The sequence below is a fragment of the Ruegeria sp. CJ6 genome, from assembly GCF_056536665.1.
This window is the reverse complement of the sequence record NZ_JBQFQB010000002.1, coordinates 717,300-738,543: the sequence shown is the minus strand read 5'-3', so window position 1 is coordinate 738,543 and position 21,244 is coordinate 717,300. Positions and strand designations below refer to the sequence as shown.

The 21,244-nt window shown below is 56.2% G+C and carries 24 protein-coding genes; 8 read left to right on the top strand and 16 right to left on the bottom strand.

Annotated elements, in window-relative coordinates; all coding sequences use genetic code 11:
- Window positions 1-14: 14 nt before the first annotated feature.
- Together ACR0BT_RS09030 and ACR0BT_RS09025 are read right to left on the bottom strand one after the other, a co-directional pair.
- Window positions 15-680 (bottom strand): DsbA family protein, encoded by a 666-nt coding sequence (locus tag ACR0BT_RS09030; protein WP_170398926.1) that lies wholly within the window; start codon window positions 678-680, stop codon window positions 15-17.
- Between the two features lie 14 nt (window positions 681-694).
- Window positions 695-1,201 (bottom strand): DUF721 domain-containing protein, encoded by a 507-nt coding sequence (locus tag ACR0BT_RS09025; RefSeq protein ID WP_170398930.1) that lies wholly within the window; start codon window positions 1,199-1,201, stop codon window positions 695-697.
- A gap of 81 nt (window positions 1,202-1,282) precedes the next feature.
- Here ACR0BT_RS09025 and mutY point away from each other — a divergent pair, with 81 nt between their 5' ends.
- A complete protein-coding gene (gene mutY / locus ACR0BT_RS09020; RefSeq protein ID WP_480438894.1) occupies window positions 1,283-2,338 on the top strand; it encodes an A/G-specific adenine glycosylase in 1,056 nt (351 codons plus the stop codon).
- A 59-nt stretch (window positions 2,339-2,397) separates the two neighbouring features.
- A complete protein-coding gene (locus tag ACR0BT_RS09015) occupies window positions 2,398-3,534 on the top strand; it encodes an alkane 1-monooxygenase (protein WP_170398934.1) in 1,137 nt (378 codons plus the stop codon).
- A 74-nt stretch (window positions 3,535-3,608) separates the two neighbouring features.
- Here the strand turns inward: ACR0BT_RS09015 and ACR0BT_RS09010 are convergent, their stop codons facing one another.
- The 4 genes from ACR0BT_RS09010 to ACR0BT_RS08995 form a co-directional block, all read right to left on the bottom strand.
- The gene (locus ACR0BT_RS09010) at window positions 3,609-4,991 is read right to left on the bottom strand and encodes an adenylate/guanylate cyclase domain-containing protein (protein ID WP_480762978.1); all 1,383 of its coding nucleotides are present in this window, start codon (window positions 4,989-4,991) and stop codon (window positions 3,609-3,611) included.
- Between the two features lie 132 nt (window positions 4,992-5,123).
- Entirely contained in the window at window positions 5,124-6,227 is a 1,104-nt protein-coding gene (locus ACR0BT_RS09005) for a site-specific DNA-methyltransferase (protein ID WP_170398940.1), read from the bottom strand.
- Window positions 6,228-6,332: 105 nt separating this feature from the next.
- Window positions 6,333-6,950 (bottom strand): ribonuclease HII, encoded by a 618-nt coding sequence (locus ACR0BT_RS09000; protein WP_170406743.1) that lies wholly within the window; start codon window positions 6,948-6,950, stop codon window positions 6,333-6,335.
- 109 nt (window positions 6,951-7,059) lie between these two features.
- Window positions 7,060-7,539 (bottom strand): hypothetical protein, encoded by a 480-nt coding sequence (locus tag ACR0BT_RS08995; protein WP_170425883.1) that lies wholly within the window; start codon window positions 7,537-7,539, stop codon window positions 7,060-7,062.
- A gap of 175 nt (window positions 7,540-7,714) precedes the next feature.
- Here ACR0BT_RS08995 and ACR0BT_RS08990 point away from each other — a divergent pair, with 175 nt between their 5' ends.
- The 3 genes from ACR0BT_RS08990 to ACR0BT_RS08980 all read left to right on the top strand — a co-directional run bounded on the left by ACR0BT_RS08990 (window position 7,715) and on the right by ACR0BT_RS08980 (window position 10,325).
- The gene (locus tag ACR0BT_RS08990; RefSeq protein ID WP_170425885.1) at window positions 7,715-8,002 is read left to right on the top strand and encodes a hypothetical protein; all 288 of its coding nucleotides are present in this window, start codon (window positions 7,715-7,717) and stop codon (window positions 8,000-8,002) included.
- Window positions 7,974-8,675 (top strand): winged helix-turn-helix domain-containing protein, encoded by a 702-nt coding sequence (locus ACR0BT_RS08985; protein ID WP_170398951.1) that lies wholly within the window; start codon window positions 7,974-7,976, stop codon window positions 8,673-8,675. The genes ACR0BT_RS08990 and ACR0BT_RS08985 overlap by 29 nt, the downstream gene beginning before the upstream one ends.
- A gap of 90 nt (window positions 8,676-8,765) precedes the next feature.
- Window positions 8,766-10,325 (top strand): DUF427 domain-containing protein, encoded by a 1,560-nt coding sequence (locus ACR0BT_RS08980; RefSeq protein WP_170398954.1) that lies wholly within the window; start codon window positions 8,766-8,768, stop codon window positions 10,323-10,325.
- Between the two features lie 119 nt (window positions 10,326-10,444).
- Here ACR0BT_RS08980 and ACR0BT_RS08975 read toward each other — a convergent pair whose 3' ends face one another.
- From ACR0BT_RS08975 to ACR0BT_RS08950, 6 genes are all read right to left on the bottom strand, one after another.
- Window positions 10,445-11,242 carry a DUF1217 domain-containing protein gene (locus tag ACR0BT_RS08975; protein ID WP_480762976.1) on the bottom strand — a complete coding sequence of 266 codons (798 nt, stop codon included), beginning with the start codon at window positions 11,240-11,242 and terminating at the stop codon, window positions 10,445-10,447.
- Window positions 11,239-11,640 (bottom strand): flagellar biosynthesis repressor FlbT, encoded by a 402-nt coding sequence (gene flbT / locus ACR0BT_RS08970; protein WP_170398959.1) that lies wholly within the window; start codon window positions 11,638-11,640, stop codon window positions 11,239-11,241. Before flbT ends, ACR0BT_RS08975 begins: the two co-directional genes overlap by 4 nt.
- Window positions 11,640-12,014: a flagellar biosynthesis regulator FlaF gene (flaF, locus tag ACR0BT_RS08965; protein ID WP_480762975.1), complete on the bottom strand. Its 375-nt coding sequence runs from the start codon at window positions 12,012-12,014 to the stop codon at window positions 11,640-11,642. Before flaF ends, flbT begins: the two co-directional genes overlap by 1 nt.
- Before the next feature lie 77 nt (window positions 12,015-12,091).
- A complete protein-coding gene (locus tag ACR0BT_RS08960; protein ID WP_170406757.1) occupies window positions 12,092-13,309 on the bottom strand; it encodes a flagellin N-terminal helical domain-containing protein in 1,218 nt (405 codons plus the stop codon).
- A 210-nt stretch (window positions 13,310-13,519) separates the two neighbouring features.
- The gene (locus ACR0BT_RS08955) at window positions 13,520-13,867 is read right to left on the bottom strand and encodes a flagellar export chaperone FlgN (protein ID WP_170398969.1); all 348 of its coding nucleotides are present in this window, start codon (window positions 13,865-13,867) and stop codon (window positions 13,520-13,522) included.
- Complete coding sequence (locus ACR0BT_RS08950; RefSeq protein ID WP_480762974.1) at window positions 13,860-14,132, bottom strand: rod-binding protein; 273 nt, start codon at window positions 14,130-14,132, stop codon at window positions 13,860-13,862. Before ACR0BT_RS08950 ends, ACR0BT_RS08955 begins: the two co-directional genes overlap by 8 nt.
- Before the next feature lie 115 nt (window positions 14,133-14,247).
- On the opposite strand from ACR0BT_RS08950, the gene ACR0BT_RS08945 reads away from it, so the two are divergent.
- The 3 genes from ACR0BT_RS08945 to ACR0BT_RS08935 all read left to right on the top strand — a co-directional run bounded on the left by ACR0BT_RS08945 (window position 14,248) and on the right by ACR0BT_RS08935 (window position 17,068).
- Window positions 14,248-15,477, top strand: a complete 1,230-nt coding sequence (locus ACR0BT_RS08945) for a flagellar hook-length control protein FliK (protein ID WP_480762973.1) — start codon at window positions 14,248-14,250, stop codon at window positions 15,475-15,477.
- Between the two features lie 3 nt (window positions 15,478-15,480).
- The gene (locus ACR0BT_RS08940; protein ID WP_480762971.1) at window positions 15,481-16,146 is read left to right on the top strand and encodes a flagellar hook capping FlgD N-terminal domain-containing protein; all 666 of its coding nucleotides are present in this window, start codon (window positions 15,481-15,483) and stop codon (window positions 16,144-16,146) included.
- 121 nt (window positions 16,147-16,267) lie between these two features.
- Window positions 16,268-17,068, top strand: a complete 801-nt coding sequence (locus ACR0BT_RS08935; protein WP_480762970.1) for a phosphotransferase family protein — start codon at window positions 16,268-16,270, stop codon at window positions 17,066-17,068.
- Here the strand turns inward: ACR0BT_RS08935 and ACR0BT_RS08930 are convergent.
- The 4 genes from ACR0BT_RS08930 to ACR0BT_RS08915 are packed head-to-tail and all read right to left on the bottom strand — an operon-like array spanning window position 17,063 to window position 21,193.
- Window positions 17,063-18,364 (bottom strand): NAD(P)/FAD-dependent oxidoreductase, encoded by a 1,302-nt coding sequence (locus tag ACR0BT_RS08930; RefSeq protein ID WP_480762969.1) that lies wholly within the window; start codon window positions 18,362-18,364, stop codon window positions 17,063-17,065. The two genes, ACR0BT_RS08935 and ACR0BT_RS08930, sit on opposite strands and share 6 nt — an antisense overlap.
- Window positions 18,361-19,179 (bottom strand): ABC transporter permease, encoded by an 819-nt coding sequence (locus ACR0BT_RS08925; RefSeq protein ID WP_170398984.1) that lies wholly within the window; start codon window positions 19,177-19,179, stop codon window positions 18,361-18,363. Before ACR0BT_RS08925 ends, ACR0BT_RS08930 begins: the two co-directional genes overlap by 4 nt.
- Window positions 19,176-20,066 (bottom strand): ABC transporter permease subunit, encoded by an 891-nt coding sequence (locus ACR0BT_RS08920; RefSeq protein WP_170406776.1) that lies wholly within the window; start codon window positions 20,064-20,066, stop codon window positions 19,176-19,178. The genes ACR0BT_RS08925 and ACR0BT_RS08920 overlap by 4 nt, the downstream gene beginning before the upstream one ends.
- On the bottom strand, window positions 20,066-21,193 hold the full coding sequence (locus ACR0BT_RS08915; RefSeq protein WP_170425908.1) for an ABC transporter ATP-binding protein: 1,128 nt from the start codon (window positions 21,191-21,193) through the stop codon (window positions 20,066-20,068). The genes ACR0BT_RS08920 and ACR0BT_RS08915 overlap by 1 nt, the downstream gene beginning before the upstream one ends.
- Window positions 21,194-21,244 lie beyond the last annotated feature (51 nt).

Below are 21,244 nucleotides of genomic sequence, written 5' to 3'. Positions count from 1 at the left end.
TGACCATTCAGGATTTAGCTGCCAAGCTCGGCTTCGATCAGCGTCTTGAAGTCGTCATAAGGCTGATTTTCAACCTTCTTCCCATTCACGACGAAAGTAGGCGTCGCCTGAATTCCATCGCGTTCGGCATTTTCCTGATACCAGGCCACCAGTGTCTGCGCGCGGGTACCGTCCTGCAGGCAAGCCTCAAGCTGATCATTGTCTATGCCAGCGAGACGCCCGATCTTGCGCAGTTCATCAACGATTTCGGCAGGACCTCCGGCACGGGTCCATTCCGACTGGCCTTCATACAGCAGGTCGGTGATGCCAAAGAACTTTTCAGGTCCTGCACAGCGCGCGACCATCGAGGCCCACAGGCCATAGCGGTCGAAATACACCTCACGGTAAGTGAACTTTACCTTGCCGGTATCGATGAAGTCCTTTTTGAGCTGCTTGTACGCGCCCTGATGGAAATTCGCGCAATGCGGGCAGGTGTACGATGCATATTCGATGATCTCGACTGGCGCGTCTTCGGCCCCCTGCACCATCTCGACGATGGTCGAGGTGTCCAAATCCGCCTCTTGCGCCTCAGCAGCACCAACAAGCGGGTTCGAAGGGATCGTGTTACTCGACGTTGTCAGCCAATAGCCGCCAGCGGCCACGGCGACAGCCGCACATATTACGGTTGCAATCCGGCTCATTCATCAGCCCTTTCTTAGCGTTTCTGTCTGGATAAAACGTTGCGGCCCAAACGTTCAAGGGCCGCGCGCAAATCTTCATCATCAACCGCGCGCGACACATTGTCGGCCTCAGCTGCGATTTCTGGTGAAACAACCGGTTTCGTCTGTTTCGGTTTGTGATCGAAACTCGCCTGCCCCTCAGCAAATCCGGTAGGCGCGGTCTGGGTGATACGCACCCGATTGATCGCGTTGTAACCATAGACCGCATTCACTTTGTCGCGCAGCTGTTCTTTCTGCATCTCTAGCATTGGCGCCTGCGGCCCGGTTGTCAGCACCGTCAGTGTCGCGCCAAAGCCACCCTTGGCGTATCCCACATTCACCGGCCGGGCGATCGACGCGATGTCCTGGCCCACAATCTCGGCCCAATGGGTCAAAAGGCGCGAGACGGCAAATCCCCGGCTTTCCCCGGCCTGCCTGATCCGGTCGTTCAGCAAAGTGGCGGTGCGCTTGAACCCGCGGGTCGAGGAACGTCTGCGTTGCATCTGGTTTCCAACTCCTGCGTCGCTATTGTAATAGGCTGATACCCGGACGCCAGCGAAACCCGACAGAGAGTTACATAAAACTTGCGTGACTGCACCGAATCTGACCTGAGCAATACGCTGCTGGATTGGTACGACCGCCACGCACGTGAAATGCCTTGGCGTATCGGCCCGGCAGCGCGTGCCGCAGGCGTAGCACCAGACCCCTACCGCGTCTGGCTATCCGAAGTGATGCTGCAACAAACGACCGTTGCCGCCGTTCGCGACTATTTTGTTCGTTTCACCACGCGCTGGCCAACCGTCGAGGCCCTTGCCAATGCGCAAGATGATCAAGTCATGGGGGAATGGGCTGGCCTGGGCTACTACGCCCGCGCCCGCAATCTTCTGAAATGCGCGCGGGTGGTTGCGTCCGCGCATGACGGGCAATTCCCGGACAGCTACGACGCGTTACTGAAACTGCCGGGCGTTGGCCCCTACACGGCGGCGGCCATCGCAGCCATCGCATTTGATCGGCCCGAAACTGTCCTGGACGGCAATGTCGAACGGGTCATAGCAAGGCTCTATGATATTCACGAACCCCTGCCCGCCTCAAAACCCCTGTTAAAGAAAAAAGCCGCGGCATTGACCCCGCAGCACCGGCCTGGAGATTACGCGCAGGCTGTCATGGATTTGGGTGCAACGATCTGTACTCCAAAATCTCCGACTTGCGGTATTTGCCCCCTGCATGCGGCCTGTCTGGCGCGGAAGGCGAGGACGCAGGTGGAACTGCCGCAAAAAACGCCCAGGAAGCCCAAACCCACCCGGCTGGGCCACATCTACATCGCCCAACGCGGCGATGGTGCCCTGCTGTTGGAACGCCGCCCCGATAAGGGCCTGCTGGGCGGAATGTTGGGCTGGCCCGGCTCGGACTGGTCCGAAACACCGCTGGAAAGCCCTCCGTTCCCGGCGCGATGGCACGAAATCCCCGGTGAAGTGAGACACACCTTCACCCACTTTCACCTGATCCTGCGTATTTGGACAACCGAATTGCCAGACGGTTGCAATCCGAACGGTCTGACAGTCATGGACAAACACCAATTCAGGCCCAGCGATCTGCCCACGGTTATGCGCAAGGCTTTTGACCTCTGGCGCGGCCAATAGACCGCTGGGCAAAGCCCAGTGCGCGGTCTACGGTGCCGCCAACGTTTCGGAGCCTCAACATGATCGCATCTGACACCCTGTCCCGATGGCAATCCGCCCTTCCCTTTTGGGTCTCATACCTCCTGATCCCTCTGATCTGGATGACCACTACGGCAGGCGGATGGTGGGTCCTGCTGGTACCGCTTTCGACATGGTGGGTCTTTGCGGTGCTAGACCGGCTGACCGGCCTAAACCTTGAAAACGCCGACCCGGATACGCCAGATGCGGGGCTGCAATGGTATATCTGGCTGACCAAAGCCTGGGCACCGGTGCAATTCCTCACGCTCTATGGGCTGATCTGGTACACTACCCGAGCCGTAGATATGAGCTCGGTCGAAAAAATCGGCGTGTTCTTCGGCATGGGCGTCCTTTCCGGAACGATCGGGATCAACTACAGCCACGAGCTGATGCATCAGAAAGGCAAACTGGAACGCTGGCTGGGCGATTTCCTGTTGTCGATGGTCCTTTATTCCCATTTCCGGTCCGAGCACCTGCTGGTTCACCACCGCTACGTCGGAACTCCGCGCGATCCGGTAACCGCGCGCTACAACGAAGGTTTCCACCGGTTCTATCCGCGCGTTCTGCGCCAAAGCCTCATCTCAGCCTTTCGCGCCGAGCTGGAAAAACTGGCCCGCAAAGACCGCCCGTGGACCGACCCGGCAAACCCGTTCTGGCGCTATTGGAGCCTTCAAGGAGCCATGCTGCTGCTAGCATTTCTGATCGGCGGATGGGCAGGGCTAGGCCTGTTTTTGGTACAGGCCGGCACCGCGATCTGGCAGCTTGAACTTGTTAACTATGTCGAGCACTACGGGCTGACGCGCAAATATCTGGGCGATGGCAAATATGAGCATGTGCACCCGCGCCATTCCTGGAACGCGTCACAAAAGGCCTCAAACTGGCTGTTGATCAATCTGCAACGCCACTCGGATCACCACTACAAGCCCAACCGCCGCTTCCCATTGCTGCAACACCATACGCAGGACGCAGCGCCGCAACTGCCTCATGGATATCCGGTCATGACCCTTGCCGCGATGATTCCGCCCTTATGGCGGCGTATCATGAATCCGAGGGTCCGCGCTTGGCGGCGTCAATACTATCCCGAAATCACCAACTGGAAGCCTTACAACAAAGCGCACAACCCTGCCCCTCGCACCTGACTGCAGCGCGCTGCCCGGCCCAACGGGAAGGATCGCATCTTAGATGCGGTGCTGACAGGCGGGAGCCCTGGTTGCTACAGCACCCAGACATCCATCGGGGCTGTAACACCGCGAACAGGCTGGTCCGAGTGCTGTGCAAACCCGGTCATCATGTCTTGCGCATTTGGCGTCTCGCTTAGAGCCTGAGACCGCAATGCATCGCTGACAATGATGCGCGCTTGAAAATCGCGCGTCAGGGCCTCTAGCTTCGCGGCAACATTCACCGCATCGCCGATCACTGCAAATTCCAGCCGGTTTGCACCGATATCCCCCAGTACGACCGAGCCATAATGAACCCCGACCCCGATCCGAATCTCTGGCTCACCCGCGCGCTTGCGCTCCAAATTCCAACGGTCGATCATCTCGACCATGGACCGCGCGCATGCCAGCGCATTGCTTGCATCCAGTTCTCCGGGTACGGGAGTTCCAAACGTGGCCATCAGCCCATCGCCCAAGTATTTGTCGAGTGTTCCGTGATGGCGAAACACCTCGGTCTCCATTCGGGCGTGGAAACCACGCAAAACTTCAATAACTTCATATGGATCACGGCCAGCCGAGAACTTGGTGAAGCCAACGATGTCGATAAATAGAACCGCGATATCCTCTTTGCGGACCTGCTTCAGAGGTTCGTCGTTCTGGCTCAGCTCATCCACCACATTCGGCGAAAAGTATCGAGACAGATTCGCGCGTTCACGTTCAAGCCCAGCATTGGACATCAGCAAGCGATTGAGGCGGCGCATCGACACCCCAAGCGTCACTGCGACCATGACAAAAACGATCACCTGCTGGATGCGTAGGGTTGGCATGAAACTGTTGGGATCCATGAACTCGGCCACATCCGGGTAGCCTGACAAAGCCTCGGCCACACGCTCGCTAATCCCAGGGATCGGGGTGGCGACCCACCAAGCGATCACCCATCCAGCCGTCCACATCATCGCCGTCCACGAACCAATCGCAATGACAGTGCGCCAGGAATAGGCAAGCGTCCCTGCTGCCAGGATAATGAAGAAATACTGAAAATTGTCGAACCGATACTGCATCGCCAGTGGTCGCACGTCTTCGCTGAACGGGTTGGGCACAATCATCCCCAGCGTCATGATCAGCAGATCGACGAAGATCAAAAGCAACTCGGTCCGGGATTGCCCCACACGACCCGCGCGTTGGATCAGCCAACCATTGGCGCAGATCAGAAGCAGGATGAAATGGTACCATAAGACCTCCCACTGGGGATTCAGATAGATCAGCAACAGCCCGGTCAACGCCATCGCGATCCAGCGTGCACGAACAGCCAGTTCAAGCCCCTCTCGCTTGTGTCGTTCCAGTGCCGCCTCGGTATATTTGTTGTCCAGATCGAAGTTGTCCGGTTGCGTAACAAAGAACCGGCTAAGGCGGGATTGACTGGCGGTGGTCTCGGTCATTGCCTTTATCTCCCAAAAGGGCTGTCAGGGGCTGCCCTATGCAATCATCTCACAGGCAAAAACAAAAGACCCCGCCGGTAACGGCGGGGCAAGGCGTAGTGCCTTGTGTCAGGCCACAGGCACCGGCGGTATTCAGTTGTGCAATTCGGCCCTGATCTGCTGACGCAACACGTCGATGGGCACGGTTTTGCCATCGCGTTTGAAGCACCAATAGGTCCAGCCATTACAAGACGGAGCATTTTCCAGATGCGCGCCAACCTGATGGATCGAACCTTTGACGTTCTGCCCTACCAGAGTCCCGTCGGCGCGGACCTTGGCCTTGTGGCGTTGGTTCATCGAATACAGTTCCTCACCCGGGCGCAGCATGCCGCGTTCGACCAATTGGCCGAAGGGCACGCGCGGCTCAGCGCGCTTGCTGGCGCTGACTTCCAACGCTTCGCGGTCAAACTTACGGACCTTTGAGATACGCTTTTCAGCCACCTTGCGATAACTTTCTTCGCGCTCAATCCCAATGAACTCACGCCCCAGCATTTTCGCTACAGCACCTGTGGTGCCCGTGCCAAAGAACGGATCCAGCACCACGTCACCAGGATTGGTCGAGCCAATCAGGACACGATGCAGCAGTGATTCCGGTTTCTGTGTCGGATGCGCCTTATCGCCGTTTTCGTCCTTGAGTCGTTCATGCCCGGTGCAGATCGGCAGTACCCAATCGCTGCGCATCTGCACACCTTCGTTCAGCGCTTTCAGTGCTTCGTAGTTAAACGTGTATTTGGCCCCTTCACGCTTGGACGCCCAGATCATTGTTTCATGCGCATTGGTAAACCGCTTGCCACGGAAGTTTGGCATCGGGTTGGACTTGCGCCACACAACGTCGTTCAAAATCCAATAGCCCGCATCCTGCAGGGCGGAACCCACGCGGAAAATGTTGTGATAAGACCCAATCACCCAGATCGCACCATTGGGCTTTAGCAGACGATGCGCAGCCTTCAACCATTCCCGCGTGAACTGGTCATAAGCCCCAAAGCTGCTGAACTGATCCCAGTGATCATCGACCGCATCGACCTGAGAATTATCGGGCCGGTGCAATTGACCTTTCAACTGTAAATTATACGGGGGGTCCGCAAAAATCAGGTCAACCGACGCCTCGGGCAGACTGTTCATCGCCTCGATGCAGTCACCGGATAGAATCGTATTTAAAGGGAGCGCGGCTGCGCCCTTTGTCTTGATTGTGGTCATATCACTGCCTCAGTTCCACGGCGCTTTTGCGCTCATTTGGTTGAGACAAGGATGAGTCAAAGATGATTCGCCGTCAATTTCTTTTTTGAATCAGCGACTTACGATTTACTCTTGATACAAGATATTGTGGACCGGTTTGAACGAACGTCTATGGTGTGGGGTCACGCCAAGATTTTGCAACGCCTCGCGGTGCTGTTTTGTCGGATATCCGGCATTCGCCTCCCACCCATAGCCGGGATGCTGTTGCGCCAAATCCACCATCAGCTGATCACGCCAGATTTTTGCAATGATCGACGCTGCCGAAATCGACACCGATCGTGCGTCGCCCTTCACCACCGCCTGCGAGGGCAATTTCATACCGCGCGGGATCATGTTGCCATCAATCAGCAAGAAATCCGGAGCCGGGTCCAGCGCAGCTACCGCGCGTACCATCGCCAGATGCGAGGCGCGCAGGATGTTATGCTCATCGATCTCTGCAACCGTGGCTTCGGCCACCGCGACCTCTGCCCGGTCGCGCAATATCTCATCCAAACCGCCGCGACGCTTGGCCGTCAGTTTTTTTGAATCGTTCAACCCAGCAGGAATGTCATCCGGGTTCAAAATAACCGCTGCGGCCACAACCGGGCCGGCCAGCGGACCGCGCCCAACCTCATCCACCCCGGCAATTCGGGTATATCCGCGTGCTAGCAAAGCCCGTTCGAGTTCATAATCAGGTGTCGTCATACCCTTGGCAAATCGCGTTTCGTAGCGCTTCGCAAGAAAAAAGAGAGGGCAGCTTGCGCCACCCTCTCCCGCGCGGCGCTTCTATGGCGCCACTCCTGCTCGAAACCTGTTACTGGTAAACGACGCGGTATCCTTTCTGGCGCAGGCAGGCGGGTTCGTATGCCCGTTTTACCTTTTTACCATTCCAGAAACCAACCTTGCATTGGTGTGGCAGGCTATCGGCATGTTTATAGTACTTCTTCAGGCAATTTGGCCCAAGCAGCGGACGCTTGTTCGAATAGGCATTGAACGTGCGCAGGCAACGCTGCGGTAGGTCATACCGCGCCACCCGCTTTGGCAACGGGCGTACAGCATGTTTTTTCTTGGCCTTCTTCGCCTTGGCTTCAGCCTGCTTGTGACGCTTGCGGCGCTCTGCCTCTTCGTCGCGCTTTTTCTCCTGATGATAGTGGTTGACCGCAGCACCTATGAGCGCGATCGCAGCCAATCCGCCGAGAATATCTCGGGTATCTGCCGCCCGTGCCTGCGACGCTGAGATCCCCGTAATGGCGACGGCGGTTGCTATGATCAGAGCGATAAATTTCCGGTGCATGATGCGTGTCCTTTCGGATAATGGGCAGGCCGGTTACCGACCGCGAATTTGATAACCTGACACTGCGACCACCCCGTTCAGACAAGCAATAACGGCATACTGTTATTCAATATCAGCACCACAAACCCCCTGAGGTTATTGAATATCCACCCAACCCATGCGCAGGATGCAGCCCATGAAACAGATCCTCTCTTCTCTGGCTCTGACGGCCCTGATATCGGTTGGGTCGCAAGCCATCGCGGCAGATTGCTATGCCGACTACAAGGCCAAGCAGGACAATCCCTTACGCCTGCACTATGGCGTCATGCAGGTCTCAAACTGCGATAAAGGCTCGGCCCGGAAAGAAGTCGCCAAGCGGCTGAAATCAAACGGCTGGACCCTGCTGAACGTGATGACCGTTTTCGAGGCGGGTGGATTGGATCAAAGGAAGGCCAATGCCGGAAAATACTATCTCCGTTACTGAGGCGCGTCGTTCGGGGGTTCGGCTGGTTGGTCTGGGGATTGCGGCAATCGTCGCGATCCTGGTGACTGCAGCGGTTTTCCTGTTCTGGACGCTACCGGACGCAAATGCCTTCAACGCGCGGGTTGAACGGCTGTTTGTCGAGGCTGACCTGACCTCGCAATCGGAAATCCGTCTGCTCGAGATTCTGGCGCAATCGGGCACCGCCTTTGCCGATACGCTATCCAGCTATCGAATGGTCATCTTCGTGCTGTTGGTCTTTGCCAGCGCCATGCTGATCACCGCACTTGTTTTTCTGGTCATGCTGGTTCTACTGAACCGCCGCATGGCCCAGATTGAACGGACGGGGATCCAGGTAACATCCCTGCTGATCAGCCGTGAAGAGAATACCGTTTATCTCAACAACATGGATTTTAAGTTGACCCCCGCCGCGATGGAAACGCTTTCGGTTCTGGCTGAATCCCGGCTGGATGACGAGGTCCTGTCGGGTGCCCAGATCGAAGCGATGATCTCGGGCAGAAACGCTGCAGATTGCGATGAGGCCGCCGGGGCAACCCGGATCAAACGCCTGCGCGACGCCTTGGGAAATCAGATGGTCAGTGAGCTGCTGGTGAAGAACATCGCCAAGAAGGGCTATATGCTGTCGATTGAGAAAGACGTTATTCAAATGGTCTGAGGATGCCATTGCGGTAAAATCTACGTGCGCATCTTGGAATTCTCGCCCTCAAGACCCATGATATAAGGGCTTGGCCAAGGGAGGTTGCAGATGAACGTCCATGCCACACCGAATGTCAAAGGCTATGGGATATCAGTTGAGCCGCTGCAGGGACGGATCGCGATCTACCGTGGTGATATACTGCTGGCCGAAAGCCACAACGCCAAAGTCATGTACGAAACGCGGCTACCTCCCGCGATCTATGTTCCGCGCGAAGACCTGTGCGTCGAACTCAGCCCTGAGACCGAATTGCAGACGTTCTGCCCCTTCAAGGGTACCGCAACCTATCACGACATTAGCCTACCGGAAGAGCGCCTTACGAACTCGATTTGGGCTTATGAAGACGCCTTCCCTGAAAGCGCGGCCATTCAGGGCCATATTGGATTCATGCCGGATACCGCGACGCGGATCGACCTCGGCGACAACCAACTGCGTCAACCCGACGATGGCAATATCAGCGGCCCCCTGATCGATTGGCTGATGCGCGGTGCGTCCGAAATTAACACTCCTGATGCCTTTACAAAAACGCTGGCCGAGAAAATGCTGGAACATGGCATCGCTATTCAACGCCTAAGCATTCTGGTCTGGTCGCTGCATCCGCTGATCGCAGGCAAACACTATATCTGGGAGAAAGACTCGGCTGAGATTTCGACCCACACTCCGACCTATGAAATTCATGATCACCCTGCCTTTACCAACAGCCCCCTGCGTCACGTTTCAAACGGGTTGGGTGGTGTCCGGCAGCGCCTGAACAACGACAATCCGCATAACAGCTTTCCGATCATCGAAGACCTGCGCGCAAAAGGGGCCACCGATTACGTTGCCATGCCACTGCCTTTCTCGGATGGGCGGACGAATGTCCTGACCCTGACTTGCGATCATCCCGATGGGTTCACGACCGAGAACCTGGGTCTGGTTTTTGAATGCTCTACTGTCATCGCGCGGTTCTACGAGGTCTTCATGCAGCGCGAAAACGCGCAGGTTCTGCTGGAAACCTACGTAGGCAAGCGCAGCGGTGCGCGCGTCCTGGGGGGCGAGATTCGCCGCGGTGATGGCGATGACATAGATGCGGCGATCATGTTTTGCGATCTTCGAAATTCAACCGCATTGGAAGAAAAACTGGGGCGTGATGACTATATCGAGCTACTGAATGCGTTTTTTGAGACAGTTTCAGGGATCGTGCACGACCATGACGGAGAAGTTCTGAAATTCATCGGCGACGCTGTTCTTGCCGTCTTCCCGGCGGGTGACGATGCCGCCAAAGCCCGATCCAGCGCGCAGCTTTCGGCAACTGAGATCGTCGAAAAACTGGGTGAATTGCGCAGTGACGGAAGTGATCATGATTTCGACTGCTCGATTGGTGTCGCCTATGGCCGCGTCACCTATGGCAATGTGGGCTCACGCGAACGGTTGGACTTTACCGTGATCGGTCAGGCCGCCAATGTCGCTGCCAGATTGGGCGAATATGGCAAAACCGTCGGACATAGAATTGTTGTCTCGCAAGATATCGAACCTGTTTGCAAACAGGCTATCCCTTTAGGGGCGATCAAGCTGCACAACGTCTCGCAACCGATCAAATCATTTGCCCTGCAAACCTCAGCCGATGCCTGATTTGACAGTTTACTTCGCAAGAGTTGAACCTCAAATTGTGCCACTCACTATCTCGGATCGGTCAACCTATGGCCTTGCGCGAGAAACCGTACACACCGTGTCTGGTTGACATCAATGGTTCAAAAACCACCGCCCAGCAGGATCAGAGCCGTCTGCGCAGGTGAGATCGTCTGTTGGATTTGATTGATCTGATTGCGGGCCAGATACGTGTCGGTCAGCTTTTCGATTGCCTCACTTTCAGTGAACTGCGCCAGATCGGATGAACCCGTAATGCGCTGCAATCGATCTTTAAAAACCTCAAGCTGCTTGTCGATATCCAGTTGCGCAAATGCTGATGGCAGGCCCAATGCAGTTTCCATCATACTGCGCAAGGGGGGCAGCCCCATCAGATCAAACCACCGTCTGTCCTCACTGCCACTTTGCGCGGCAAGATCGCGTAATGCATGCTGGGTATATAACGCGATACGCATCGATTCATCTGCTTCACCAATCGAGATTTCAAACCGAGCAATCAAGTTGTCGTTGGCGATCTTTTCCATGGCACGGACCGAACCTATCTTGCGCACATCGCCGGGACCAAGTCCAAAGGCGTTGGCAAAATCTCGGTACCTGCCGTCGGCCAGCCTGTTCGCAAGTGCATCGTCGGCCTGCGTTCCATCCGACAAGATTTTTTGGATAAAATACCGATTGTCGAGATCACCTTCCAAGCCAAACGCACCCAATGCCACCTGCAACAACCGTCGGTCCGAAACCAGATCCTCGGCCGTCTGGACCTTGCCGATATTGTCTAGAAAATACCTTGAGTCCCGTTCGTTGATCCCCGAAGTAGAATAGCTTTGAAGCTGCGCATCATAAGTACGCTGCAAAAAGCGCCAGCCAACCAGCCCACCTGATGGTATGACCGGCTGAAAGGTCACTGCTGATATGCCATCAGACGTTCTTCGCGCGGCAACAGTGAACGCAAGGCCTTTAAACACTTATAGTATTGCTCTGCCACTAACGCTTCAGTTGCGTTGGCCAGGACCCGGCGACTGTCGGCATCCGTGAAAACCTGGCTCAGCTCTTCCACGCGCCGCAGAAGTTGCTGGCGCGCCTGCTCAGGTTCGGTATCGCCTGACAGAACCAACTGCGCGGCATAGCAGACACGGCGTACCGGCGTGTTGACCTCTTCCGGGTGAATGGCATCGCGCAGGCGCAGGACATTTGCCTGAGGTGTCATGATCGAAAACCGACTGCGTCGATCCCCGTTTTCGATTACAACACCATTGATCAGAACCCGTTCCTTTGGGGCAAGTTTCAGGACCAGACCCCCCATCAGTTGCCCCTCATATGACGTAGCCCGCGCAACACGGCCATGTTGATCTCAAGCAGCGGCTCAACGGTCGCCTTGTTCGCCAGCACCTGGCTGCTGTGTTGTTCGGTAAACTCAGCCAAATAGAAAATCCGCGCCCGCAGATTGCTCGGCAGCCCGTTATCCGCATCCGCCACATCGGTTGCCAGCACAGTCCACAGGCGGCGATTTTCGTGCAAGGCTTGAACGAACCCTCCGAAATCAGCCGCTTTCCGTGTGGAAGCAGCCTTCAACCGATGTGTAATCCTGGAAATCGCCTCATACTCTGTATCCCGAGGTGTTCGCGTCGGTGCGGCAGATTGCGCATAAGCGCGTTGGGCGAGCGTTTGGGGTGTCACTTGAAATCCTTCCAATTGTCCGTCAGCGGGCAGTTAAGCCCGGGGCACGGCGCGCGCGCCCCGGAGAAGTTTCATGTTTAACGGAACAGTGACAGGATGGACTGTGGCGCCTGGTTCGCGATCGATAGCGATTGTGTCGCCAGCTGTTGCTGGACCTGCAGCGCTTGCAGTCTGGCCGAGGTTTCTTCCATGTCAGCGTCAACCAACGAGCCGATACCGGATTTGAACGAGTCAGACAGGTTCGAGATGAACTCTTTCTGGGTCTCGATCCGACCCTGCGCCGAACCAAAAGCCGCCGAGGCATCAATCGCAGTATCGATTAGGCCTTCGATCGCGCCAAGCGCTGCGGATGCGCCAGCAGAAGTCGACACATCAATCGAGGCCAGAGCGCCTAGACCGCCAGAGTTCGCATTGGCATATTGACCGCTGATCTGCAGCGAATCTGAACCTTCGTTGGTGATATCGAGCTGTGCAGCGTTCGTGCCCGGATCATAGACGACCGAAACATTGGCATCCGAAGCTTCGATGGCAGCTTTCAGCCCCGCAGCGATGATCTCTTCGGGCGCGTTGCCTGCGGCGATATCCTCAGCCCGGACTGTATAAGACGCGACATCGTCGCCCAGTCGGACCGTGAAAGTATCACCAGCGGACAATGTGCCCGGATCAGCGATCACGATGCTTCCATCATCATCGCTTCCGCCGTTTCCATCCAACGAAAATCCGAATGCGTCGGCCGTATCCGCAGTGACCCCGTCAGTTCCAGTGAACACGTCGGCAGCAGTGTAACCACCTGTCGACAGGTTTTGCGCCGATACACTAATGGAAGACGCTGTCACGTTGCCTGCATTGTCTCGATCCAAAGAGGACAGAATGCTTGCGCCAGCCCCACCGTTCACCAGATTGAGGCCATTGAACTGGGCAGCGCCGACAACCGATTCGATCTGATCCCTAAGCGCGGCCACATCGGTGTTGATCTTAGCACGATCAACGTTGTCTTCCTGCGCCGCAACGATCTTGCCTTTCATCTGGTTCAGCAGATCCGTCACAGTTTCTGAGGCGTTTCGTGCAACTGCGACAGTGGATTCACCCAAGGCCAGGCTGTCCTTGATCGCATTGAAGCCGTTGACGTCTGATTCCATCACCTTCGAGATGGCCCAGACAGCCGAGTTATCCTTGGCTGTAGCCACATCCTTGCCGGTCGAGATCGCGTTTTGCGTCTGTGCGAGGTTCTTGTTGACCGATTTGAGAGTCTGCAGCGCAACCATTGCGCCATTGTTCGTCAGAATGCTGGACATATTTGTCATCCTCTTAGCGTTCGGGCGCGTTTGACGCCCATGTTGGACCCACCAAACCGGCAGGCATTCTGTCGTTCTGACCTGTGCGTCGTGCCTTGTGGCCTTCGCGCCACCCGTTGTTTCAGGTGCATCGCCACATTTGCCCCCGATCTCCTAACGGAGTGCTAAGACGGGCAAATCCGATATCTCGAATTTGAATCAAACCTGATGCTATGCCCGTTTTTCCAGCTTTGCCCGCGATCGCAAGGCAAACCCACTACGCTGCCCCGAGGCGTCATAAGTACTGAACTCCTGCCGGACCTGTTTCAGTTCCGCCATTCGGTCCGCCACAGCCCGAATACCCTCGGCCGCACTATTCAAAAGGGCTTGATTGCGCACGACCTTCGTCTGGATCCGGATCAGATCATCGCTTTCCAACACCTGCAGATCATTTATTGCATCGATCAGATTCTCTTTTTCAGGCACCAATCGATCCAGATCGGTCAAATCCCCCTGAACCAGGGCTGTGCGCTCCAGATCCAAAAGGTCTTCCAGTGCCTGAATCGGATCTTTATCCATCGGACTTCTCCATCATTGCATTGAACAAAATTTCCGAAAGGCCGATTCCACCCGCCTTTGCCATTTGCTGTGCCTGCTGTTGCACCAGAAACGAAGCAAACTGATCTTCGCCTGCGCCACCGCCAAAGGAACTTCGTGCTTGGCCGAGTCCTGCTGACTTGAGCATTTCAGCCAGAAAAGCGGCTTCCAGCTCAACAGAGGCGGCTTTCAGCTTCTGTGGAAGCTGGGCGGAGTGCATGGTCGCACTGGTAGATGTAATCGTCATCGGATTCTCCGAAAATTGCTATGAACTTTCTCGATCAAAGGGGAAAGCGGTTAAAATAAACGTAACTTCCTGTGGGCACAGTGCCGGCCAGATCAAAGAAACCCCGGAGCGAAAAATGACCAACCCGCTGACGATCATGTCGCCTGCATCTGCCACGGGTGACAAACCGGGGGCATCTCAGGGTAAAGAGCGTGATATCAAAGGTGGGTTTGCCTTTGAGGAAGTGCTCAATGAGGATGTCGAACAAATCGAGTTGAAGGATGTAGATCCGTTTGTGGCTGATTCAAACCTGCCATCCGAACAATCAGAAATTCCATCTGTTTCTACGGCAGATTCAACTGAGACAATCAAAACCGACGAACTAGAGCCCGCCCAACTGCAGGTGGCTGCGCAAGAGGTCGCAGATGCGCCGAAACACCACGCAGATTTTGCCGTCGGTGAGACGAACCATGTTGCCGCTCCGCCCAGCCCGGTACAGCAAATTTCGCAGTTGGCCTCTGAAAACTCAACGCTAAGACAAAATACAGGCTTGCCCGAAGCGGCTGCCCCAAGGCCTGACGCAAACGTTCTTCGAGCGCCAACCCAAGTTCCGATCCATGATGTTAGCGGAAATGGATATCTACACCAAATGCCGGCCTCAGACGCGCTAAATGCTAGCTTTGTGGGGGATACGTTTTCGAAACTGGAACCGCCAAGTCCTGAAACAGAGGTGCCACTCGTCGCACGCGCAGTTGAGCCTGTAGAGGCTCGAATAACCCAGCAAACTGTCATTTCTGCCGCCTTGAAACCGCAGGCAACAGCTTGGAATCTCGACCGGGCTCCGGGCGATGCTATTGCGGAAACGGCGATCAGCGCGGAAGTTGATGACCTTTTTGCTGTCAAAGACACAGCGGTGGGCCACACGATACGCGACACGACGCAAGCGATGCCCGTCGCCGCAGCCCGCGCGGAAACGGCACGCACGATTGCGGGGCAACTGGCCGCTTCGATTTTGACCCGACCAAATACCGGTGGCGTTGAAATAGCCCTGAACCCCGAAGAGCTTGGGCGCGTATCAATCACGCTCAACGGTCGAGAAGACGGGTTTCATCTATCGATCGCGGCCGAACGGCCCGAAACACTGGACCTGATGCGGCGACACATTGCGATTCTGTCGGCTGAGTTCGAAAAGCTGGGTTATGGGGATCTGTCGCTTGATCTTAGCATGTCCGGGGACTCGTCCCGGCATGGTGATCCATCAGAGCCTGACCCTTCCTCAGAAACGGTCGAAATGGTTCGTGACGCGGACCATAAGGCACCCACACTTTCGGCCGGCCCTGAAAGGGGCCTTGATATGAGGCTTTAATTGATGATTTCAGCGACCAATTCAGTGACCGCAACGGGTGCAAATCCCGGCGCAAACAACAATTCGGAACGCTCGGCACTGACGTCAGATTTCGAGACCTTTCTGCGCATGCTGACCGTGCAGGCGCGCAATCAGGATCCGCTTGAACCTCTGGATTCCTCCGAATATGCCTCTCAGCTGGCGCAGTTCTCGATGGTCGAACAACAAGTCAAAGCCAATGAGCTTCTGTCTGGTCTCGCGCTGACAATGGGGGCAGTCGATCTTAATCAGCTCACCGGGTGGGTTGGGATGAATGTCAAAACCGATGCACCGTTTCGCTTTGTAGATCAGCCTGTTCTGATTTTTGCTCAGGCCGAACCCACTGCCGACCGGGCCGAGCTGGTCATCCGCAATGACCAGGGCACCATTGTCGATCGTATCCCTGTGCCTACTGATAAGGCCGAATTCGAGTGGGCCGGGGTCAGCAGTGCCGGTGATCCCTTTCCCGCTGGCAGTTACTCAGCCAAATTGGAGAGCTTCAAAAGAGGTGAGTTACTAACCAGCACGCCCGCATCTGCCTTCGGTCGGGTGGTAGAGGCACAGGTCAGTGAAGGTGGCATCATCCTGAAACTGGAGAGCGGTGCAGAGGTGTCCGCCGAAATGGTCACGCAAATCCGCACGGGTGCTTGATCTAGAAGGCAAGGCGGGCCAAAGCTTGGTGCATCGCGACTCGCCCCCTAAACCGGTATCTCTCCTGTCTAATCATCACCAACCTCCCCCGGGTCTTGTTGCCCAGCTCAGCACCCAAGGTTTGATCCGCCACGACGTGACCTTCGAGGTGTTGTACGGTGGGCGGACCAATCATGTCTGGAAGGTTTTGTCCGGCAATAGTGATGCCGTTCTGAAGTTATTCAGCACCGGGTTTCAGAACCCCTTGTTTCGCAACGATGCCCGGCTTGAGTCAGAATGTCTGCGCACGCTCAACAGCTTTGGCTTCGTGCCCAATTTACGTGCCACGGGTTCCTTTGGAGACGACAGCTGGGTCTACTATGACCACGCTCCGGGCGTCCCTTGGCAGGACGATGTTTCGGGCGTGGCCCATCTGCTTGGAAGGTTGCACCAAATTCCGGTCAATCTGGACCTCCCTAACGGCTGCAATGGCAGCGAAGATCTGGAACAGCACGCGTGTCAAATTCTGGCTGATTGCCACGCGGAAGAGCGGCGATCGTTGCTTGCAAAAAAACCTCAGGCCCAAGTACCGCCATTATTCGCGCGGTGCTTGATCCATGGCGATCCGGTCGCGGGAAACATCCTGCAATCGAAAAATGGGCTGACGCTGATCGATTGGCAATGCCCGGCCTTCGGTGACCCATGTGAAGACTTGGCGATATTCCTTTCACCTGCGATGCAGCAACTCTATCGAGGCGCGCCCTTGTCCGAGGCCGAAGAGACGCTGTTTCTTAAGGCCTACGACCAACCCGATATCACCGAACGCTATCTGTCATTGAGGCCTTGGTTTGCCTGGCGCATGGCCGCTTATTGTCTTTGGCGGGCCGAAAACGGTGCGGCTGATTATGCCATTGGGTATGAGTTGGAAGTTGAGGCCTTATAGGTCCGCCAGACCCAGATACGCATAGGCTGGCGGCATGACAGCGCGACGCCAACGGCCAAAGGGAAACCGCCCCGGCGCACCCGCAATAGGGGACGGAATGTCTGCGGATTGCCCCAGCACCAGTCGCGCCAAAGCACGTCCACAATAGGTTCCCATCGCCACACCATTGCCGTGGTAAGCAAACCCTGCATACATCCCCGGATGCTCAGGAACCGGGCCCACAAAGGGCACAAGGTTCCGGGCAAGGCAAACCATGCCGGACCACTTATGTGTGACATCGACCGTGTCCCAGGCGGGGAACATCCGCCTGAAATCCCCGAAGGCCTTTTGCCGAATGCGCGCCTCAGCCCCAGGGGATGAAAGCAGCCCCCCTCGTGTCCCAAACAGAAATCGTCGATTGGGCATCAATCGGAAATAGTGCAGCAAATTACGCGTGTCATAGGCCATCTGATCCGACGTCCAGCCTTGCGCCTGCAGCTCGACATCAGTCAGAGGCCGCGTCACAAGAACCGTTGACTGTGCAGGCATATAACGCGCGGCCAACCAGGGCGGCAGATCCTCGCTTGAGTAGCCATTTGTGCACACCAGAACGTTCGAAGCACGAACGTGACCCGCAGGCGAGGTCAGCACGAATCCCGAGGCGGCCTGTTTGATCTGCGTGATCGGGCTGTTCTGGAACAGAGTTGCGCCCTTTGCCTGGGCGGCGCCAGCCAAACCGAACAGATACTTTCGGGGGTTCAGGGCAAAGCCAATTGGCGTTGTATAGCCGCCGAAAAACGCACCGCCTAACCCAAGGCTCCTCAGTTCGCCGATTTCGTGCAATTGTCCGGCCGGATCGGCCGACCGGCGCAATCGTTCCATCGCGCGCCGTGAATGGGCCAGTTGAGTTTCACCCTTGGAATGCGTTTCGGCGTCGATTTGGTTATCACGCAGAAGGTCAGCAACCAGTGAAACGGCGTCTTCTTCCGCTTGGTAATAGGCCTGCGTTGCCACCTGACCATAGCGACGGGTCAGGCCAGCCTTGCTGAGCTTTGACCCGCCCAGACAACAAAAGCCCCCGTTTCGACCGGACGCCCCCCAGCCCGGTGTTTCCGCCTCGAACACAGCGACCGAAACCCCTGCCTCGGACAGATGCAATGCGGCGGAAAAGCCGGTAAACCCGCCCCCGATGACGGCGACATCAACGCTGATATCGTCTTCGAGCTTTGGCCAAGCAGGGGTCGCGATCGTCTCATCCCACCAACACCCCGCGCGTGGCGCGGGGCCATAGGCATAATCAGGAAATATACGCCTCATTCAGCGCTTGCCGCGGCCAACTCATCCTGTTTCTGCCTAACCATCGCCCGCTTGGTCACCAGGGACGCGGTAATAACGCCCACCGTGACAACCGCGATCATTAATGTTGACAGCGCATTGATCTCGGGACTGACGCCCAAACGCACAGCCGAGAAAATCTTGATCGGCAAGGTGGTGGCAGAAGGCCCAGATGTAAACGAAGCAATCACTAGGTCATCCAGCGACAGGGTGAAAGCCAGCAGCCATCCTGAAATCACCGCCGGAGCGATGATCGGCAGGGTCACCAAGCGAAACGCCTGCGCAGGAGAACAGCCCAGATCCAGTGCGGCCTCTTCCAACGACCGATCAAAGGTCACAAGACGCGAGGATACGACGACCGAGACAAAACACATCGAAAACGTCGTGTGCGCCAGAACGATGGTCAAGATCCCGCGGTCCAATCCGATGCCAATGAACAATAACAGCAGCGACAGACCCGTGATCACTTCGGGCATCACGAGCGGGGCATAGATCATCCCGGAAAACAGTGTTCGCCCAAAGAACCGCCCACCGCGTACCAGAACATAGGCCGCTGCGGTGCCCAGAATCGTGGCCAGCGTTGATGAGAATACGGCAACGCGCAGCGTGACCCAGGCTGCATCAAGAAAGGCTTCGTTCTGCATCAACTCGCCGTACCATTTGGTCGAGAACCCGGCCCAAACGGTGACAAGCTTGCTTTCGTTGAAGCTGAAGATGATCAGGATGATCATCGGGATATACAGAAAGGCAAATCCCAGCGTCAGTGAGACAGTGTTGAACCAGCTCAGCCTGTTCATTGTTCTGCCTCCGTCTGCTTTTGCTGGTTGCGCTGGAACAGCACAATCGGGATCACGAGGATGAGCAACAGAACCACGGCCACCGCGCTGGCGACGGGCCAATCGCGGTTCGAGAAGAACTCTTCCCACAGCACCTTACCGATCATCAAGGTCCCCGATCCGCCCAGTAGCGAGGGGATTACGAATTCCCCAATTACCGGAATCATCACGAGGAAGCAGCCCGCGATAATACCGGGGCGCGACAAGGGGATTGTGATCAACCAGAATGCCTGCAGACGCGAACACCCAAGGTCTTCAGCGGCTTCGATCAGCGACCCGTCCATCCGTTCAAGCGACGAATAAATCGGCAGGATCATAAAAGGTAGGTAGGTATAAACGATACCGATATAAACTGCGGTATTCGTGTTCAGAATGGTCAGCGGCGCTGAGATGATGCCTGTCCAAAGCAAGAGCTGGTTCAGATAGCCTTCGTTGCTGAGGATACCCATCCATGCGTAAACCCGGATCAGGAACGAAGTCCAGAACGGCAGGATGACCAGCATCATGAATGTAGGTCGCCACTCTTCAGGTGCGCGCGCCATCGCATATGCGATCGGATACCCGACAATCAGCGTCAACACCGTTGAGATCAGCGCGATCTTTACGCTGGACAGATAGGCCTTCCAATAAAGATCATCTTCAGTCAGCCAGACAAAGTTTTCCAGATCAAGCTGGCTGAAGAAATCCCTGATACCCGCCCAACCTGCGGACAGGTCCAGCGTCGGAGTGTAGGGCGGAATGGCAAGTGCGGTGTCTGAAAGCGATATCTTTAGGACGATAAAGAACGGCACCAAGAACAGTGCCAGCAACCAGACATACGGGACAGCGATAAGAACAGCGCGGCGCATCAGTTTTCCAGCAGAACTGCGGCAGTCGCTGTCCAGGACAGCCAAACCGGGTCTTCCCAGGTGAACGAGCGGCGCGAGATGCGGCGGGTATTCGCTGTTTGCGCTTTGATAATCGTGCCGTTTGGCAGTTCGACATGATAGGTCGACAAGTTGCCCAGATAGGCGATGTCATGCACCTTGCCTTGAATCGCGTTGATCGCATCGACCGGGCGCTCGGCAGAGATCGCGACCTTTTCAGGCCGGATCGCCAGATGACAGCTCTGACCATTGGACAGTTGGGTCGCGGAAGACGCCGCTAACGGGGGTTGCCCTTCTGCCCACTCGATCTGATAGCTTTCGTCGCCTGCTGCGGTAGCGCGTCCCTCAATGATATTCACATCCCCAATGAAATCAGCAACATAAACCGAGTTTGGCGTCTCATAGATGCGATCTGGAGTTGCCACTTGCATCAGTTTGCCCTGATCCATCACGGCCACTCGGCTGGCAACGGTCATCGCCTCTTCCTGATCGTGCGTCACGATGACAAAGGTCGTGCCGGTTTTTTCCTGAATGTCCATCAACTCGAACTGAGTATCCTGACGGAGTTTCTTATCCAAAGCGCCCAAAGGTTCGTCGAGCAATAGCAGTTTTGGTGCTTTGGCCAATGACCGGGCCAGCGCAACGCGTTGGCGTTGACCACCCGAGATCTGGTGCGGCTTGCGGCGTGCGAACTGTTCCAGCCGGGTTAGGCGCAGCATCTCATCAACCCGCTCTTCCAGATCGCGTTTGGGCATGTTGTCCCGGCGCAGGCCAAAGGCGATGTTGTCCCAGATGCTGAGATGAGGAAACAGCGCATACGACTGAAACATCATGTTTACCGCCCGTTTGTTGGGCGGGATCGGGTCGATATCCTGTCCACCCAGAAGGATGTGACCATCGGTAGGGGTTTCGAATCCGGCCAGCATCCGCATCATTGTGGTCTTGCCGCAGCCCGACGGGCCGAGCAGCGCAAAGAACTCACGCTCGTAGATATCCAGTGAAAGATTGTCGATTGCGGTGAATGCGCCAAAACGCTTGGTGACGTTCTGGAACTGGATCAAGGGTTTCGCCTGCGGGTCATCCCACGGCGCAAAGACTTCAGAATTCAAGGCGGCCCCCGTTTATCGGTCAGGATAAAAATGGCGCAAGGCAGTGGGCCC

Bases quoted from the DNA above. Each gene is read 5' to 3' on its own strand.
- ACR0BT_RS08985 (WP_170398951.1), top strand. From the start codon at position 7,974: ATGCCGGAAAATACTATCTCCGTTACTGAGGCGCGTCGTTCGGGGGTT.
- ACR0BT_RS09015 (WP_170398934.1), top strand. From the start codon at position 2,398: ATGATCGCATCTGACACCCTGTCCCGATGGCAATCCGCCCTTCCCTTT.
- ACR0BT_RS08945 (WP_480762973.1), top strand. From the start codon at position 14,248: ATGACCAACCCGCTGACGATCATGTCGCCTGCATCTGCCACGGGTGAC.
- ACR0BT_RS09010 (WP_480762978.1), bottom strand. From the start codon at position 4,991: ATGACCGAGACCACCGCCAGTCAATCCCGCCTTAGCCGGTTCTTTGTT.
- ACR0BT_RS08930 (WP_480762969.1), bottom strand. From the start codon at position 18,364: ATGAGGCGTATATTTCCTGATTATGCCTATGGCCCCGCGCCACGCGCG.
- ACR0BT_RS08955 (WP_170398969.1), bottom strand. From the start codon at position 13,867: ATGGATAAAGATCCGATTCAGGCACTGGAAGACCTTTTGGATCTGGAG.
- ACR0BT_RS09025 (WP_170398930.1), bottom strand. From the start codon at position 1,201: ATGCAACGCAGACGTTCCTCGACCCGCGGGTTCAAGCGCACCGCCACT.
- ACR0BT_RS08925 (WP_170398984.1), bottom strand. From the start codon at position 19,179: ATGAACAGGCTGAGCTGGTTCAACACTGTCTCACTGACGCTGGGATTT.
- ACR0BT_RS08995 (WP_170425883.1), bottom strand. From the start codon at position 7,539: ATGCACCGGAAATTTATCGCTCTGATCATAGCAACCGCCGTCGCCATT.
- ACR0BT_RS09005 (WP_170398940.1), bottom strand. From the start codon at position 6,227: ATGACCACAATCAAGACAAAGGGCGCAGCCGCGCTCCCTTTAAATACG.
- ACR0BT_RS08940 (WP_480762971.1), top strand. From the start codon at position 15,481: ATGATTTCAGCGACCAATTCAGTGACCGCAACGGGTGCAAATCCCGGC.
- ACR0BT_RS08990 (WP_170425885.1), top strand. From the start codon at position 7,715: ATGAAACAGATCCTCTCTTCTCTGGCTCTGACGGCCCTGATATCGGTT.
- ACR0BT_RS08980 (WP_170398954.1), top strand. From the start codon at position 8,766: ATGAACGTCCATGCCACACCGAATGTCAAAGGCTATGGGATATCAGTT.
- ACR0BT_RS08960 (WP_170406757.1), bottom strand. From the start codon at position 13,309: ATGTCCAGCATTCTGACGAACAATGGCGCAATGGTTGCGCTGCAGACT.
- flbT (WP_170398959.1), bottom strand. From the start codon at position 11,640: ATGGGGGGTCTGGTCCTGAAACTTGCCCCAAAGGAACGGGTTCTGATC.
- ACR0BT_RS09030 (WP_170398926.1), bottom strand. From the start codon at position 680: ATGAGCCGGATTGCAACCGTAATATGTGCGGCTGTCGCCGTGGCCGCT.
- ACR0BT_RS09000 (WP_170406743.1), bottom strand. From the start codon at position 6,950: ATGACGACACCTGATTATGAACTCGAACGGGCTTTGCTAGCACGCGGA.
- ACR0BT_RS08950 (WP_480762974.1), bottom strand. From the start codon at position 14,132: ATGACGATTACATCTACCAGTGCGACCATGCACTCCGCCCAGCTTCCA.
- ACR0BT_RS08920 (WP_170406776.1), bottom strand. From the start codon at position 20,066: ATGCGCCGCGCTGTTCTTATCGCTGTCCCGTATGTCTGGTTGCTGGCA.